The 17752-nt window shown below is 47.4% G+C and carries 7 protein-coding genes and 2 pseudogenes; all 9 read left to right on the top strand.

Annotated elements, in window-relative coordinates; translation table 11 throughout:
- The first annotated feature begins 218 nt into the window (after positions 1–218).
- The 9 genes and pseudogenes from QFZ80_RS24050 (at position 219) to QFZ80_RS24010 (ending at position 17373) form a co-directional block, all read left to right on the top strand.
- Positions 219–7226 (top strand): LamG-like jellyroll fold domain-containing protein, encoded by a 7008-nt coding sequence (locus tag QFZ80_RS24050; RefSeq protein ID WP_307561404.1) that lies wholly within the window; start codon positions 219–221, stop codon positions 7224–7226.
- Positions 7227–7760: 534 nt separating this feature from the next.
- Positions 7761–7964, top strand: a pseudogene (locus tag QFZ80_RS24045) (group II intron reverse transcriptase/maturase); the annotation flags it as partial.
- 89 nt (positions 7965–8053) lie between these two features.
- Positions 8054–8362 (top strand): annotated as a pseudogene (locus QFZ80_RS24040) (IS66 family transposase); the annotation flags it as partial.
- 364 nt (positions 8363–8726) lie between these two features.
- Positions 8727–10403, top strand: a complete 1677-nt coding sequence (locus QFZ80_RS24035) for a type 2 periplasmic-binding domain-containing protein (protein WP_307561403.1) — start codon at positions 8727–8729, stop codon at positions 10401–10403.
- A gap of 71 nt (positions 10404–10474) precedes the next feature.
- A complete protein-coding gene (locus QFZ80_RS24030; RefSeq protein WP_307561401.1) occupies positions 10475–11449 on the top strand; it encodes an ABC transporter permease in 975 nt (324 codons plus the stop codon).
- A 22-nt stretch (positions 11450–11471) separates the two neighbouring features.
- A complete protein-coding gene (locus QFZ80_RS24025; RefSeq protein ID WP_307564222.1) occupies positions 11472–12374 on the top strand; it encodes a carbohydrate ABC transporter permease in 903 nt (300 codons plus the stop codon).
- A gap of 125 nt (positions 12375–12499) precedes the next feature.
- Positions 12500–14017 (top strand): response regulator transcription factor, encoded by a 1518-nt coding sequence (locus tag QFZ80_RS24020; RefSeq protein WP_307561399.1) that lies wholly within the window; start codon positions 12500–12502, stop codon positions 14015–14017.
- Between the two features lie 25 nt (positions 14018–14042).
- The gene (locus tag QFZ80_RS24015; protein WP_307561397.1) at positions 14043–15875 is read left to right on the top strand and encodes a sensor histidine kinase; all 1833 of its coding nucleotides are present in this window, start codon (positions 14043–14045) and stop codon (positions 15873–15875) included.
- Entirely contained in the window at positions 15868–17373 is a 1506-nt protein-coding gene (locus QFZ80_RS24010; RefSeq protein WP_307561395.1) for a response regulator transcription factor, read from the top strand. Before QFZ80_RS24015 ends, QFZ80_RS24010 begins: the two co-directional genes overlap by 8 nt.
- Positions 17374–17752: the final 379 nt, after the last annotated feature.

Raw genomic sequence — 17752 nt, 5'->3', positions numbered from 1 at the left:
ATTTGAGAATCAATGGCCGGCACATTCTGATCCCGGAGTCCGGTAATTTCGTTATTGGCGAGCATGCATATAACATTGAATTCTATTAAAAGGAGAATTTACTTCCGCGGAATATTGGCATGGCAGGTACTCCGAAAAGGGGGTGAGGCAAGACCAAGAGTATACGAAGCAAGATTGGGAAAAGAAGAATCACTCAAAAAAAGAAGGAGAAATGTCTAATGAAAGTTCGCATATGGGACGTATTCAAACGAGTAAAGAAAACGAAACGACAAGCCGGAAGGGTATTGATTATTCTCTTGATCGCCGCGTTGATTTTCCCGGGGCTCGCACCCGTGCCAGGTAAGGTGGTGCATGCGGAAGTAGGGCCGACAACTGACGGTTATGAGGATAATATCATATTTGGCAATGCCGTGTCTGAAAGCGCTCACAACTTCAAGGACGCCTTTACGAGCGTAATTACCGGTTTCATGGGCGAAACAGCCCGTGTGTCGAATATTCGCGCAGCTGATGGGGGCGGGGGGGAGTTGACTTTTACAATGAAAGTCGATCCGTATCTCCGAAACTATATCACCGTGAAATTTTCGGGGGAAGAATCGTCCACCTCCAACGAAATGATTCATATTAACGGGGAGCAGATTGGATATTTAACTAACGGGGATTATGAACCCATTAACACGGGCTGGGTGCTTTCGAACCGCTTTTTTTACAAAACGATCATGCTTCCGCTGGAATCAACGGTTGGGAAGGATACGATCGAGATTACGATTAAATCCCATCCCTGGAACAGTATGACGACTGTTTCAAGGGGCTATTATAGCGCCTATACCCATACACAAGCCTATATTTATGCGGATGGGGAAAAGCAGGGCTTTAAATTCAAGCCCGGTCAGAATCCGGATAACATGACCGTGCCTGATCTGACGGATGCAGAGAAGCAGGCTCTGATCGATGGCTACGTGCAAGAGCAGGTTAATCTGTTTAACAATTTATCGGCCAAAGTGGATGGAAGCGCTGGCGGCAAGATGGTGATCGCCAAATATACGGAAGAGCTAAAATTTTATGCCGACGTGTTGAAGTCCGATTGGTCTCCGGCCAAAACGCCAGAAGAGAAAAAGGCGTCGCTTCAGCGTATCTTTAAAACGATCGATAACCATGTCAAAGATTATTACGGCAATACGCGACTGGTGCTGCGGGGCGGACATCAGGGCGACTGGGGCGGTTATTATATGGCGCTTGGCGAAGCGCTGTATATGGTCGAGAACCTGATCAAAGACGATTCCGTTTATGGGGAAGCGGCGTTTCATGCGTTTCTGGATGAACCGTTCGTGACCGGAACAACTGCTGGGGAATTTTCTCTGGCGGGCAAAGACTGGGACGACGGCGAGCTGACACGCCGCGAAGCGTGGGAACGGGTGATGAAAGCAAACTTCGACTTTGCCCGAGCGCGGCTTTCTTATATTTATAACCAGGTCGTTTATATGTACGAAGGTGCGTGGAAATCTCACGAGGGGTTGCGCATCATCGGCTCGCCATTCTTTGAAGGCAAGGAGCGCAGTCACCGAATCCTGCTTGAGACATTGGGGATCAAGCCATTCCTGGGCGAAGAGGTGCTGGTTGGTCCGAGCGGCGAAGAATTGGATTTGTACCATTCCCTGTTTGCACATGATGGAAGCGCGGTCTTTACGGACGATTTCGTCCACATTGTCGGCAAAGGGCTGGCCAAGAGCAAGCTGGACGCGGAAGGCAACGTTGTTAGAAGACTGCCTTACGGCAAGCATTATACCGGCTTAACCGAGGCTGGACTTACAAGGGAAAACGGTTATGTAGCCAACTACGGCGAGGCCGCCAACTATCTTTTGGTTTATTTCTATAAAACGCTCGGCCACGCCGGCGACGAAGAGGTTAACGACGAAATCCTGAAAGCGGCGCTTACATCCATCCACGCCCGCGGATTTGTCCGTTATCAGTCATTGGATGGCGACGGTAAAAGATTCATGAGCGCGGAACAAGTGACCGATGAGCGAAATCAAAGCTTTTCCGGCTTCATGGCATACGGTGCGAGAACCGGCAGAGGAATGAGCTTGCAGTTCGCATCCCTGGAAATGGCGATGGCCGGGAACGAGCAAAGATACAGCGGTCCGGAGTGGGACAAGTACTGGCAATATGCGGGAGAAGCGGTCGGTTTCGTGCAGCAGCAGCTTGCGGATCGCCAGCTGTTGCATGTGAAAGACTTCGGATATAGAGGAAGCATGAGCGGAGTAAATTTTCGGCTCAAGGAATCCTACCATTACATCACGGAAGGCCGGGCCGATTATGGCCGATTTGACGGAAATGTGATGGCTGAGGTTGTTCTTCCGCACACGGATTTCGACGTTTACAAACCGGAAGAAATTGCCGCGCTCGAAATCAATCCGGACGACTATGAGCAGTTTGCATGGATGGATATCGACAATATGTACGTATCGGTAAAAGATGGCGATTTTAGAATGATGGGCGAGCTAAATTTCCGCAATCGCGGTATGGCAAGCAACGGACGCCTTCATGTGATCAAAGACAATTACGATCATGTCGTCCAGATCGCCACGAATAACCGATTCCGGTATGAGGATTATTACTTGCGGGCACCTCAGATCGACTGGGATTATCATTCCGGGTCGGCGCAAAACTTGAATTGGACCGGTGCGCCGCCAGTGCTGGCAGGCGAAGCTGTGCCAGCTTCTTATCAGCCGGGCGTAGGAACGATTAACCGCGACAACTTTGAATTTGACAATCCTTACAACAATTATCCGGAATTGTCAACGTCAAGGTACGGCAAGTATTTCATGATTTTCAACACGACCCGCGACGAGTACGGCAACAAGATGACATACGAGGTAGAACTGCCGGCCGACTTCGCGGGCAGCGAGGTGCTCGATCTTGTCACGGGGACGAATGTGCCGGTCGTGAACGGCAAAGTAACCGTCCAGCCCAAAACGGCAATGGTGCTGAAATTGACGTCGGATTTCGAACTCGCTCCGAAGCCGTTCCATGTTGACTTTGTCCATGCGCTTGCAGGCAACGGTTATGTCGGCATCACCTGGAAAACGACTTCAGGCGGGCAATCCTACACGATTAAACGTTCGGAAGCGGAAGACGGACCCTATGAGATTATCGCTGAAGGAGTAATCGGCAATTACTACAAAGACACAACGGTTCATAACGGCAATGTGTATTACTATAAAGTTTCTGCCGTCAACGGGAACGGAGCGGGCTGGGATTCGTGGCGCGCGAAAGCGGATTTGACGGCGCCGATATCCGGTAATACCGATGAGGCATGGCGCGACGACCGCATCGGGACCACGGGAGGCAACGCAGTAATCGACGGTTCTTCCGTATCGATCGATGCTGTCAACGGGACAGGCTTCGGTCAAGGAGACGACTCCCATATTTACAAGCGGGATATTAACGATTCGCTGCATTTTGTAAGCCGGGTCGCTGCTGGCAGCAGCTCCGTCAGTGCGAAGATCGACAGCGCTTCGGGAGAAGCGAGCGGCATTATGATGCGCGACCGGCTCACGAAGGACAAAGCCCGCTACATCTATTTCGGTGCGAACGAGAACGGCGACCTTGTGCTGCAAAACCGCACGAGGGTCTCGTTCGCTCAATTTTCGATTCCGGTCGCAAGCCCGCTGAATGCGAAAATTCAAGGCTACACCGCAGCAGAGTATCCGTACGTCAAACTGATGCGGGATCATGATTCGCAGACCGTGTACGCATTCGTATCCAGAGATGGGGCGAATTGGACGTATGTGACAAAGATGTCTACCTTGCTGCCTTATGCGTACTATACGGGAGTCACCGCAAGCGATCAGGCGCAGTTTAGCGAAGTGACGGTTAAGGAAACGCCGCAAGGCGCGCTGAGTCCGTTCGTGGTGAAAGTAAATGACCAAGCGACGCTTTACTGGAATAAACCGAAACAAGCTTCCTGGTTTAATGTGTATCGTACCACGGACGAAGCGATGAGCTTAACCGATCCAGAATTCAAACCGGGAACAAGGGAGCTTGTTGACGGTTCTCCCTGGACGCTGGTTCTCGCGGAGACGAGAGCGACTTCGTATAAGGAAACGAATCTAAGGTATGGCAGTGTATACTACAAGCTTCTGCCTATTCACGGAGACGGGTCCGTACAACCGTTCTCTGCAGTAACTTCTATCACTGCGGATTCGTTCGCGATTGTTATGCAGGGTGCACAAAGCTTGCCGGCTGCAGACTATACAAAGGCCAGTTTTTACCTATTCCATAAGGAACTGGATCGCATCAATGAAGCAATGGCACAGCCTGAAGCTGACGAGGCAGCGCTGATTAATGAAATCTATGCTGCCTATGAATTGCTTGTCTCGTTCAGAGTGAATTTGCAAAAAGTTCAGGTCGAGCCTTCGATGGTGAGAGCCTCCGAGAAAGGCTGGAATAACGACAATATATCCGAGGCGCAAAATGGATGGTTTATTTTTGACGGAATACTGACCAACATTACCCACACCAGGTCGGCGGTCAGCTGGGTGGATGTAGACTTTGGTGCAGGCAATGAAAAAGCGATTGATACGTTCCGTTATCTCCCGAGGGAGGGCAGCGCTACGCTGCTCAATCGTGCCAACAACACGGTCTTTAAAGGTTCCAATGATGGCGTGAATTGGACCAATCTGCACAAGATTACAGGCGTGATGGAATTCAAATGGTATTCTGGCATTAATCCAGATCCGACGCCATACCGTTACATCCGAATCTATGATGATCATAGCGGCTTCGTTAACTTTACAGAGGTAGAGTTCCTTGAGCGAGGCATTGACAAAACGCTCCTTACACACCTGCTGGGTGAAGCGTCTGCAGCTATCGATGCTAACATCTATACGGCTGAAAGCTTGCAGCCTGTCGAGCAGGCGGTGCCTGCAGCAACGTCGACAGAAGGCAATGTCAATGCAAACCAGGAAGAAGTCGATGCGGCTTCGGCCAATCTGCTCACCGCTTTGGAAGGACTGGAATATGTTCCGGGAATGCCTGTGCTAGCTGCGATTGGGAATAAAACGGTCGTTGCGGAAAGTAATCTAACTTTCAAGGTTCGCGCAACGAACTCAACTACCCAGGTCGTATATGGGGTCGAAGGTCTTCCTGCAGGAGCTTCCTTCAATGCGGACACTCAAACCTTCAACTGGACGCCAAGCAAAGAACAGAGCGGCGTACATTCCGTAACCTTTACCGTGACATCCGGTGAGTTGGCTTCTTCCCAAACGATTAAGATTACGGTTAAAGGGCAGCCGATTATCGCACCTGATACGATGGTGGAATTGACGGCGAAGAAGCTGTTCACCTATCAGGTGCCAGCATCTGATCCGACGGGTGAAGAACTTGTTTACAGCGTCGGTGAATTACCGGCTGGAGCGTTATTCGATGCATCGGCAGGTGTATTCAGTTGGACGCCGGGCCAAGCGGATTACGGAAATTATCTCGTAACCTTTACGGTCAGCAACGGAAGATTTGCAGTCAGCCAAACGGTAGACCTCAAGGTGAATCTTAATATACATCAGCCTGAAGACTACACGAAAGGCAGCTACTACCTATACATGAAGGAAGTTAAACGGATTACAGCAGAAATAGTAAAACCAGATGCCAACAAGGCGCAGCTTGCTGCAGAACTTGACCAGGCAGAAATGTTACTTGACCATGTTCCTTCTTCGCTCTATTCGTTCGAAGGAAACACAAACAACTTATTTGGATCATCTCACGGAATTGTTGAAGGGGCACCGGTTTATACCGAAGGAAAGATCGGTCAGGCGATTAATCTGAACGGCACAGACGACTACGTCTCCCTGCCCTCGTCGCATGCTTTGTCCACTTCCGATGCCATCACTGTGGCAACCTGGGTGAACTGGAAGGGCGGAAACCAATGGCAGCGAATCTTCGACTTTGGCAACGATAGGAACCAATATTTGTTCCTTACGCCGAGGTCGGGCAACAATACGCTGCGTTTCGCAATCAAGAATGGCGGCGGAGAACAAATGGTACAAACCTCACAGTTGCCCGCTAATCAATGGGTCCATGTGGCGGTGACGCTGGGCAGCGGTACGGCGAAGCTGTATGTCAACGGTGTGCAGAAAGCGACTGCGAGCAATTTCACAATCAAGCCGAGTGATTTCAAGCCGAAAGTCAATTACATCGGCAAAAGCCAGTGGCCCGACCCCTTGTATAACGGCATGATCGACGAATTCCGTGTCTACAATTACGTCTTGGGTGCGGAAGAGATCAAGTCTGCAATGGACAATACAGCGAAGAAGTGGATAGACAACACTCTACTTCCTGTCTTGCTGGCAGAAGCATCGGCTATTATCGTCGATCAATATACTGAGGAAAGTGTTGCGGCCTTGGAGGCAGCAGTATCGGAAGCGAAGCTTGTATCCGCGAACGCCAATGCAACACAGGCCGAGATTGATGCTGCAGCTGCGAAGCTGCAGGAATCGCTGGAAGGATTAGTGTTCACGATCACGGCATCACTAGAGCCTTCCGTACCAAACGGCCGAAACGGATGGTATACGACACCTGTTACAGTGACGTTGTCGACCTATGGGAATGTTCAGTACAGTCTGGATGACGGAACCAACTGGACCGTCTATGAGGCCCCCGTTGCCCTGAACCAAGAAGGGGTGAACAAGATTCTGTATCGTCCCGTACAAAAAGGAGAGGCGAAATCGCTTGAAGTTAAAATCGATATAACGGCGCCTCAGGTGAATATCGTTGGTGAAGCGTCGTACACGATCGACCAGATGGTCACCCTGACATGCAGCGCGACCGATGTCACCTCGAGCGTATATGGTACACCGTGCAATCAACCGCTGCTTCAGGTCAAAGCGTATACCCTAAAAGCCGGTCAGAATTCGGCGACGGTTACTGTGCAAGATATGGCAGGCCTTCAAACAACTGTTACCCACACGTTTACGGTGAAGGCAACGTTTGACAGCTTGAAAACCGTGACGAACGCTTTCCTCCAGCAAACGGGCGCCAAAGAATGGCAAACAGTCGCTATATCGTATAATCAAAAGCTGGATCAGGCAAAAGCTGCGGCCAACAACGGCAAAATAACTGCGGCCAAGAGTATGATGGCCGACTATATTAAGCAAGTAACGGATCAAACCGGTAAATATTTCACGAAGGAACAAGCGGACATCCTGATCCGGTGGGCTCAAACGATTATCTAGTTAAAAAATGGAAATTGATCAAACAGTTGAAAAGACTTTTTTTCACTCTATCATAATAATAACAATTTAGAGGAGGGCGGAATGGAGAAAGTATAACAATAAAGAGCCGTTGTCAGCGGCGTTCCGTGCCAATAATAGCGTGGTTATTCCGGCAAGCTCGAAGAACGCGGACCGGACGATGAAGTTCATTGATTGGCTCTTCAGCAGCAAAGAAAATCATGACCTGTTTGAGCTTGGGATCGAGGGCGAACTCAGAACTTTATTTGTCTTTTATATTTCATAAAGAAACCAGCAAACATAAGGGTTTGCTGGTTTCTTGCACTGAGCGCCCAGCATGGGCGCTATCTATAGGGTGTAAATCCCGAATGGTGAAGGCAGTAGTAACCATTAGCTCAAGACAAGGGTGTCGACCGTGAGGTCGAATCTGAAGGAAGTCGGCGGCAAATCTCCGGTCTGAGGAACACGAATCACATATGAGGCTAGCATTCGTTGGATGAGGCTGAAGAACAATTTACGCAAGGAGTGTATCGAAGAATGATGAAATCGATATTGTCACGAGAAAATCTGCTGTCAGCACTTAAACGTGTTGAAACGAATAAAGGAAGCCACGGTGTAGATGGGATGTCCGTACATAAGTTACGAGACCACATTCTACAGAATTGGGAAACCATTCGTGAAAGCTTAGAAAACGGAAGCTATGGACCGAGTCCCGTCCGAAGGGTCGAAATCCACTTTCCACGAATGACAGGCTCGCATTCACCTCGGCACCACCTCTAATCCTTCACGTCAGACCCACGCACATCAAACTCCAACCGGGATTTGACCCCGACCGGATGCGGGCGCATCTGCTGGAGAAGGATATTGTACATGCGGATGAAACGACGCTACAAGTATTACGCGAACCCGGCAAGTCCGCCGAGTCGCAGTCCTACATGTGGCTTTACCGTACAGGCCACAGGGACATACCGATCGTCCTCTACGAATACCGCCCCTCGCGAGGCGGGGAGCATCCGCGTAATTTCCTTGCGGGATTCAAGGGCTACCTGCAAGTAGACGAGTGCCCCGGCTACAACAAAGTGACTATCGTAACACTTGTCGGTTGCTGGGCGCATGCGCGCCGTGTGTTCACGGATGCTCAAGGCTATTCCGCCATATGGGCTTGGTCTTATTCAAACACGCCTGCGTGAAACAAGTGAAACAGTCATTGCCTTGCAACTATTCGTTATGAATTTAGAGCGCATGCTTAGAGTTCTTTTTGTCTTCATTTTCGAAGTGCTTAGAACAGTTTTTTCGGGTTTAAGCGTAGCCATTTAGATTTGTTCAGCAAGCCCTATTTAGTCGATCATTAGATTACATGACTGTAATTCGTAGGGGTAAGACCTTTATTTTGTGAATTGTAAGCGCATTCTTAAAAGGTATAATAAATATAGTGTAAGCAAATAAATGATTGACCTATACGATTATGCATCTTCATGGAGACAATAAGGGAGGATTAGAAAAATGGTTAAACAAGTAAAACGACACGCTTTAGCTGCATTGGTTCCCGTTCTGGCACTAGCACTGACACTATCAGCCTGCAGCGACTCGAAGGATGGTGATGCTGCGAATAGCTCCGCATCACCTAGCGGTAGTCAGACGGCAGCAACGAAAAACGACGCGATCAAGCCAGTTACCTTATCTGTGTTCATTGGTGGCCCTGGTCAACAGCCGACTCCTGACAACAAGATCTACAAGATGATTAAAGATAAAACTGGCGTTAGCCTAAAAATGGAGTTTCTGGTCGGTGACCTGCAGCAGAAGCTAGGCGTTATGATTGCCGGCGGTGATTATGCGGATATTATGACCGGGGATGATAAAACTATTGCGGCCGGTGCTTTTATTCCCCTCGAGGACCTGATTGACAAGCACGCACCGAATCTGAAGAAGCACTATGCCTCCGTGTTGAATCAGGCCAAGGATCCTGCAAGCGGTCACCTTTATGTTCTGCCGGCTTACGGTGTGTTCAGTGGTCAAGTTAACGATACTGGGTATGAAGGTCCAGGCTTTTACCTGCAAAAGGATGTCCTGAAGGAAATGGGTTATCCAACTCCTAAAACGTTGGACGATTATTTCGATATCATTGCGAAATACAAAGCGAAACATCCAGATATGATCGGGTTCGAGACGTTGAGCTTTGACTGGAGAAACTTCCCGCTGCTTAATCCGCCAGAGCATTTAGCTGGTTACCCAAATGACGGTGGTGTTATCGTCGAAAACGGGAAAGCGCAAATTTTTGCGGACAAGGATATTGCCAAGACATATTACAAGAAGCTGAATGAGATCAATGCGCAAGGCTTGATGGATAGGGAAGCTCTGGTACAGAACTACGATCAGTACTTAGCTAAAATTGCCAGTGGCCGCGTCATTGGGATGTTCGACCAACACTGGAACTTTGGCGATGGAGAAAGATCTTTGATATCACAAGGTAAATTCGGCAGCACATACGTAGGGTTCCCGCTCTTATATCCAGGCGCCAAAGAGCACTACCGTGACCGTCCAGTTTTGAACATCAACCGCGGATTCGGGATTTCGACGAAAGCCAAGGATCCGGTTCAAATCATCAAATTCCTTGACTCACTAATGACCGAAGATTGGCAGAAGATACTCCAATGGGGTATTCAAGGCGAGGATTATGAGGTGAAGGATGGTACGTTCTACCGTACGCCTGAACAGCGCGCGAAAGCAGACGATAATACATGGAAGCTAGCGAATAAAGCGGAAGCGTTCTTGGGTGGCCTGCCTAAGATGCAAGGGTCGTATAGTGACGGAAATGCAACAGATCCGGGATCACAGCCACAGGAATTCTTCGACAGCTTGAAGCCGCTGGATCAGGAAGTGCTGAAGGCATACAACCATAAGACATGGGCAGAGTTCTTCAAATCACCTGTGGAAAATCCCGTATACTACCCAGCGTGGAGCATTGATCTGGTGGATGGTTCACCAGCCAAAGTGGCCAATACGAAGCTGACCGACCTTGCCATAAAATATTTGCCGAAAGCTATTATGGCCAAACCGGATGACTTTGAAGGTGTATGGAAGGAATATGTGGATCAGATTTCCAAAAGCAATTTCAAAGCCTACGAAGATCGTATCAATGAACAAATTAACTGGCGTATTAAGAATTGGAGCAGTAAATAAGGAGATAGAACATGTCGTGGAGTGGGGGAGACTCTGGTCTTCTCCGCTTTACTTCCTAGGAGGAAATGTCGATGGCCGAGACCATACTGTCCAACAAATCAAAGAAAAAGCAAAAAATTGATCCGGAAATCGGCGTCGGTTTAAGTTGGAAGACGATAAAAAACCAGAAACAGTTGATTCTGATGTCGTTTCCCATCGTAATTTATATTCTGATTTTCAATTATGTACCAATTTGGGGCTGGTTGATGGCGTTCCAGAATTATCGTCCGGCTTTGAAATTTTCCAAACAGCAGTGGGTGGGGTTGAAGCATTTTAAATTTCTCTTTCAAGATGATACGTTCTTGACAGTGCTTCGCAACACGCTTGCCATGAGTATGATCAATTTGGTTCTTAGCTTTGCAACAGCCATTATTTTAGCTCTTTTACTGAATGAAATTAAAGTTCGCTTCTGGAAACGGTCCATCCAAACGATTTCTTATCTGCCTCATTTTCTGTCATGGATCATTGCTGCGGGTATTGTAGCGACTTCGCTATCAATCGACGATGGTATCATTAATCAGTTGTTGATGAAGCTGCACCTCATTAAGGAACCTGTGATGTGGCTTAGTCAAGGTAAGTATTTTTGGGGGATTGTGGGCTTGTCTAATGTATGGAAAGAGGTGGGTTGGAATACCATCATTTACCTTGCAGCTATCACCTCGATTGATCCGTCGCTGTATGAGTCTGCCGGAATCGACGGTGCAAACCGTTACCAGAAGATCCTGTATGTCACACTGCCCGGGATCAAGTCGACTTTTATTATTCTATTAATCATGAACGTTGGGCACATCCTAGATGCAGGCTTTGAGATTCAATACCTGCTCGGCAACGGGTTGATCGTCGACTGGTCGCAAACGATTGATATTTTCGTTCTAAAATACGGGATTGCTCTAGGCAACTATTCGATGGCAACTGCGGCAGGTATTTTCAAAACAGTTGTAAGCATAATCCTTATTCTAATTGCAAATTCTACCGCCAAGCGCCTTGGTGAAGAGCGGTTGATATAAAGGAGAGATAACGATGGGAACAATGACTGCGCGCAGAATTCGGATGGAGCCGATTCTGTTCCATACGATTAACGGCATCTTCATGCTCGTTCTTTCTATAGTGACGCTTTATCCTTTCCTTCACACTTTAACGATTTCATTCAATGAGGGCAATGATGCGCTTCGTGGAGGCATCTACTTATGGCCACGTACATGGTCGCTGCAAAATTATAAGGCAATTTTCCTTTCCGGTACGATTTACCATGCGGCATGGATATCTGTGGCTCGTACCATCACAACTACCGTATTAGGTGTGGTTCTTACAACCATGCTTGCCTACACACTGGCGCAGCCCCAATATATTTTCCGCAAAATAATCGGTTTAATTTTTGTGTTGACGATGTATTTTAATGCGGGATTAATTCCTAACTACTTTCTGATCAAAAGCCTGGGACTTTTGAATAACTTCTGGGTGTATGTGCTCCCAGGAATGGTGAATGCGTTTAATCTCATTGTCATTCGGACGTATATTCGAACGCTTCCATCAGGCTTGGTTGAGTCTGCGAAAATGGACGGAGCCGGTGATTTCACCATATTTTTGAGGATTATCTTCCCATTGTGTACGCCCGTACTAGCGACCATTTCCTTGTTTATTGCGGTTGGATCTTGGAATTCCTGGTTCGATACGTTCCTGTATGCTTCGTCTGAATTGAAGCTGAGTACACTTCAGTACGAAATGATGAAGCTGCTTGGATCAACGGTGAACACCAACAACGATCCCGGTCTGATGGCTGGGGCAAACACAAATCAAACGAAGGCCATGGTTACGCCTTCTTCCATACGTGCGGCGATCACGATTGTGGCGGCGGTTCCGATTCTATTCGTGTATCCTTTCCTGCAAAGGTATTTTATCGTCGGCATGAACCTTGGAAGCGTCAAAGAGTAAGAAGTAATAAACCATGATGATAATCATTTCCCGTTTCAGCTCGGAGCTGGGACGGTTTTTGCTTTATTTAAGTCGATCCTTTCCTTTATAATAGCCATATCTAACCCTGAAATGAGGTGTTTCCCATGTTAAGGGTCATGTTTGCTGATGACGAGCCCTACATGCTAGAGGGACTGCGGTCAATGATTGATTGGAATAAGCTAGGCTTTGAAGTGTGCGGGGAAGCGTTGGATGGCGAAGACGCATTAGCCATGATGGCGTCGACCCTGCCTCATTTGGTGCTGACGGATGTTCGAATGCCTGTCATAGATGGATTGGGATTGATTGAACAAGCTTCCTACCTACACCCTGGGGTGAAATTTATTATTTTGAGTGGATACGCAGATTTCGAATATGCCAAAAGAGCTATGCGACATGGTGTGGCTAATTATATGATGAAGCCTGTGATTGAAGCGGAGCTTGTAGCTGCAGTGGAAGCGGTCGCGAATACGATCAAGGAGCGTGAAGCTCACAGCCAGTACGAAAGTGCTGCCTTGGATCGCTTACGATTGGAAACGATTTCAAGGTTATTGCAGGGAGAAATCAGGCAGAAATGGATTGAGCAGGCGAACACCTTGTTGGATCTTCATGAATGTTCCAGCTTCCGCTGCATCTTACTTGAACCTGACGTTCAGGCTCATGTCCAGTCGGACCTGATACAGGTTATTGCGGATAAGAACAAGCTTCCTCAAGCGACTTTGCTTCCATTTGGCGTAGGCAAAGAACGACATGGATTCTTGCTGGTCTCGGGACCAGAGGAGCGGGATCTTTCTCTCGCAATGATTACAGAATTAATTGCCACTGTCCGAAATAACTGGGGCAGTGCGTTCTCGTTTTCAGTAAGCGGCGAACACAAGGGACCGCATGCGTTAAAAGAAGCATTCCGTGAGGGACTTTTGGCCGAAATGTGCAAGTTCCCTTCTGGAACTGAAGGGATTTACATCTATCAAGGGGAGCGGTCAGCGGAGACGCTGCCTGCATTTGTTGGAATGACGGAATCCATCCTAGATGCCGTCGGGAGTGGGTGTCCAGAAACGGTGCGAGCCCACGTGCACCACTTATTCATCGCTCTTTCGAGGCAGTCCGTCTCCGGATCTTGGGTGAGCGCTTATTTAGGCAACATTAAGCTTGAAATTCTTAAGGTTGTTACCCAATACGGAGGTGAGCATGTGTGGGCCCCGGATTGGTTTGCTTCATACGTGCCAACGGATCTTGGCCTCTTGGAACGCAAGGTCATGCGGGATTTCCTGCAAGCTGCAGAGTGGATTGGCCAGAAGAAAGGCATAGGGCAAGATGAAGTCGTATCCGCAGCGGGAGACTATGTCAAATCGCACTATAGGGAAAAGCTTCAGCTTCAGTATGTTGCAGAGCATTTTCAGCTGAATCCGGCCTACTTTGGTCAGAGGTTCAAGAAACAAGTTGGCCTCACCTTCAATGAATATTTACATGTCGTACGAATTGACGAGGCCAAAAAATTACTTCGTCGTGAAGAACTGAAAATATCCGATGTAGCCGATCGTGTAGGCTACTCGGATTCCGAACAGTTCGTAACCAAGTTCAAGGCACTTACCGGCCTGTTACCCTCTGCCTACAAAAAGGGCTGACCAACAACTGACAAGGAGATCGCATATGAGCCGGAGATGGAAGCTGTTACGTATAGTTAATGATATTCCGCTGAAATTCAAGTTTCTGATCATTTACTTGATGTGTGTGCTGCTTCCCATTTTGTGTATAAACGGTTTATTTTACATGCAGGATAGCAAAAACACGGAACGTAGAGAGATGGACAACTTACGAATTTCCCTGGATCGGGTCGGAAATGAAATCATGCAAATGGTGAACGAAGGTGTCGTGATTGGCAACGCCGTAGCCGCTGACCGTATCTTTAATGAAATGCTTGAATATACGTACTCTGATAATGTCGCCTATTACGAAGAATACGATCGTTACCTCCGAGATAGATTGGGTCAGTATCCGAATATTTACCCATACATATCTTGGATTGGCGTGTATACCTCTAACCCAACGCTATCCAATGGTGGAAGTTACTTTATGCTTAAGCCTAGTGATCTGCAGAGTAAATGGTACCAGAAGATGAACGAAAAGAGAGATAAGAAAGATAAGGTGACAGTGACCTCTTATTTGGATACGAATCCCATGAATCCCGAGGAGAAATTAGTATATGTCAGCATCAGTCGGAAGCTGGACAATTTCCCTGACCTTATGGAATTCTCCAAATATCTGCGCATCGATATTCGGATGGATAAGCTGCTGGAGCTGTTTGATAAAGAACACAATTACTTGCAAATCAAGCTCGTGGATGAGGAAAATCAGCTTGTTCTGGAATCAGCAGGTACGTTTAAAGGTGTTGACCCTCTGTTGCAGATCCTGCCTGTATCTGGCGATAATCAGCTGGCAGGCTTACCTGGGAATAGCTTCGTCAGTCCTCTCAGTACCGCCAGTTACGTGCTTAACTGGCGGCTGGTCGGGATTCCGGAGGGAAGTCGAATCGCGGAGGAGAGGAAAGGGGTTATCCACTTTTTTATATGGCTGACACTCATCAGTACGATTATTCCGACGATATTGATTTATATCATTATGCATTCCTTTAATTATCGGGTAAGAAAGCTCTCCAAACATATGCAATTGGTGAAAAACGAGAGGTTTGAACCCATCACGATGTATGAAGGGAAAGATGAGATCGGTAATCTTCTTCGCAGCTTTAATCTGATGACAGGGAAAATACGCAATTTAATCAATGACGTGTATAAGCTCGAAATTCAAAAAAAAGATTTGGAGCTCGAACGCGTGCAGGCAGAGCTGAATTATTTGCAAAGTCAGGTAGATCCTCATTTCCTGTTCAATACGTTAAACGCGATTCTCGTCGTCTGTAAGAAATATCGCTATGAGCATGTGACGGAAATCATACAAAACTTGTCCCAAATTCTAAGAAGGCTGCTAAGCTGGAAAGAGGACTTGGTAACCGTAGAAGAAGAGTTAAGCTTTACCGAAATGTACCTCCAGATCGAGAAATTCCGATTCCAAGATCGGTTTCACTATGAATTGTCCGTTGACGAATCTGTTCTAGCGTATCGGATCCCAAAGATGAGTATTCAATCGCTTGTAGAGAACTCTTGCAAGCATGGTCTTCAATCGGTTAAAGGGAATCGCAGGATTCGAATATCTGTAGAGAGAGCAGGAATGAACTTGCTCATGAAGGTTGAAGATAACGGAATCGGTATGAACAGTGCGAAGCTGGATGAGATTGTTCAGAGTCTATTTAAGGGAGAAGACAACGGCAAAAACATCGGACTTCGCAATGTGTACCGCCGCTTAAATCTATTTTACGCAGAACGTTCTCTCTTCCATATTGAAAGTATCCCCTTCGAAAAGACAAGCATTACGATTCAGATCCCTTTGAGTCTTATCAAGAACCAGAAGGAGGCTTGTGGACATGTATAAAGTTATTTTTGCTGATGACGAGCCTTTCGCCTTGGAAGGAATAAGGCTTATGGTCGAGTGGGAAGAGCTTGGCTTTGAAATCGTGGGTATGTGCGAGAACGGCGAAGAAGCATTGGCCTGCATTGAAGCCTGCAAGCCCGATCTCGTGGTAACAGATATTCGGATGCCGATGATTGACGGATTAGAATTGATTGAAAGGGTGCAAAAGGCAGGCAGTGATCCGGTATTCATTATTTTAAGCGGCTACAACGATTTCGAGTACGCTCGATCTGCCCTGAGGTACAGGGTTAAGCATTATTTGCTTAAGCCGGCTTTAGATAGGGAATGGGATGCTATCATTCAACTTGTTATTCAGGAGCTGCAGCACCGAGAACAGCAAAAGGAACGAAATGATCTTGTTGCTTATCGTCTTGTACCTACTTTGCTTGCTCAGATACTTCGGGGAGAGATTTCGGCAACGGAAGAGAACGTAGGTGAGATTCTGGATCCTTTGGTATTAGGAGATCAGGGCTGGAGGTATATCCATTTCGAATGGCTTGGTGGCCCAGAACAGGAACTGGATGCGCGTTACTTCCTTTCGCAAAAAGCTCATCCTATCGATTTGTTTGGGAATCAGGAGGGGCTTGTCATGCCGTCTGTCCCTGATATCAAGGAGTGGGCTCAACATGTATATGAAGATCTTCGTCAGCGGGGTATCGAATGCTGTCTTTCGATAGGACCACGGGTGGACTCCCTCCGTCATATTGCAGATTCGTATGCAGGTGCTCTAGAGGCGTCAGTGCATCATTTCTTTCATGTAGCAGGTGGTCCACTCGATTACGAAACGATTCATCACAGGCAAATTAGCTATGATCTCAATGCGGTTTCTATCGTAGACGACATTCACATTGCGATCGAGGCGCTTCAGGAGAAACGGGTTGGGGAGCTGATTAAACAAATGTTTGTGATGCTGTCTGCTAACAAAACGGCTCGGGAAGTCGTCCATTTGTTGGTCATCCGCATTGTTCTGAAGAGCGCTGCCGTCATGCGGGAGATGGGCATCGATTCAGAGGCACTGCCTCGTGTTCGCGATTTTTTGAGAAGGGAGCATCGTTCCTTAAAAGAAGTGGAGGAATCCCTGCAGGTATATATGCAGCAGTATTTGAGCCAGTTGAAGCAGCATAAAGACAAATTATCGGGCCATCCCCTTCGGGTTATTGAGCGTTATATTCAAGAACATTATCGGGAAACGCTAACGATTAAAGATATCGGAGAACGGTTCTTTATGAACCCGGTTTACTTAGGCCAAGCGTTTATGAAGAGGTGCGGCGTAGGCATGATTGAGTATATTCACGACCTGCGCATTCATGAGGCGAAGCGAATGCTGTGTGAATCGGATGAAACGATTCGCGTGATCGCGGAGCAGATCGGATACGCTAACTATCATCATTTCCTCAAAGAGTTTGAAAAACGTGTGTCCGACAAACCCGCCGTGTATAGACAATTAAGCAAAGCCTAAAAGAACAAGAGTGAATCCTATAGTCTGGGCCGCTTCTACGAAGGACGTGTATTTCTTTTCTAAGAGATACACGTCTATTTGCTATGAGTGCGACTGGAAACATCGCATCCAATTTTTAATGCTTTTTAAGAATAGGGGGGAGAGACCTTTAATCTGTGAATGGTAAGTGTATTCAGATTCTATATCATATAACATAGAAGGCCTATTTAAACAGGATATGATGAGGAGGCTTGCCAATCCATGAATAACAAGGTACCGAACTTGCACGAGTGGCCGAAAGAATTGGCCGTTTCTGTTCGATGGGGAATTTCAGCCTAAAAAGGCATTCTGGCGTGTAATCGGGCATAATTGAGGGGGGATTATTCTTTATTTTGAGTAT

Source organism: Paenibacillus sp. V4I7, from assembly GCF_030817275.1.
GTDB lineage: Bacteria > Bacillota > Bacilli > Paenibacillales > NBRC-103111 > Paenibacillus_E.
The sequence above is the reverse complement of the archived record's forward strand: the minus strand, read 5'-3'. Positions and strand labels throughout refer to the sequence as shown.

Coding starts and splice junctions, on each gene's coding strand:
- QFZ80_RS24050 (WP_307561404.1), top strand. CDS start 219: ATGAAAGTTCGCATATGGGACGTATTCAAACGAGTAAAGAAAACGAAA.
- QFZ80_RS24035 (WP_307561403.1), top strand. CDS start 8,727: ATGGTTAAACAAGTAAAACGACACGCTTTAGCTGCATTGGTTCCCGTT.
- QFZ80_RS24030 (WP_307561401.1), top strand. CDS start 10,475: ATGGCCGAGACCATACTGTCCAACAAATCAAAGAAAAAGCAAAAAATT.
- QFZ80_RS24025 (WP_307564222.1), top strand. CDS start 11,472: ATGACTGCGCGCAGAATTCGGATGGAGCCGATTCTGTTCCATACGATT.
- QFZ80_RS24020 (WP_307561399.1), top strand. CDS start 12,500: ATGTTAAGGGTCATGTTTGCTGATGACGAGCCCTACATGCTAGAGGGA.
- QFZ80_RS24015 (WP_307561397.1), top strand. CDS start 14,043: ATGAGCCGGAGATGGAAGCTGTTACGTATAGTTAATGATATTCCGCTG.
- QFZ80_RS24010 (WP_307561395.1), top strand. CDS start 15,868: ATGTATAAAGTTATTTTTGCTGATGACGAGCCTTTCGCCTTGGAAGGA.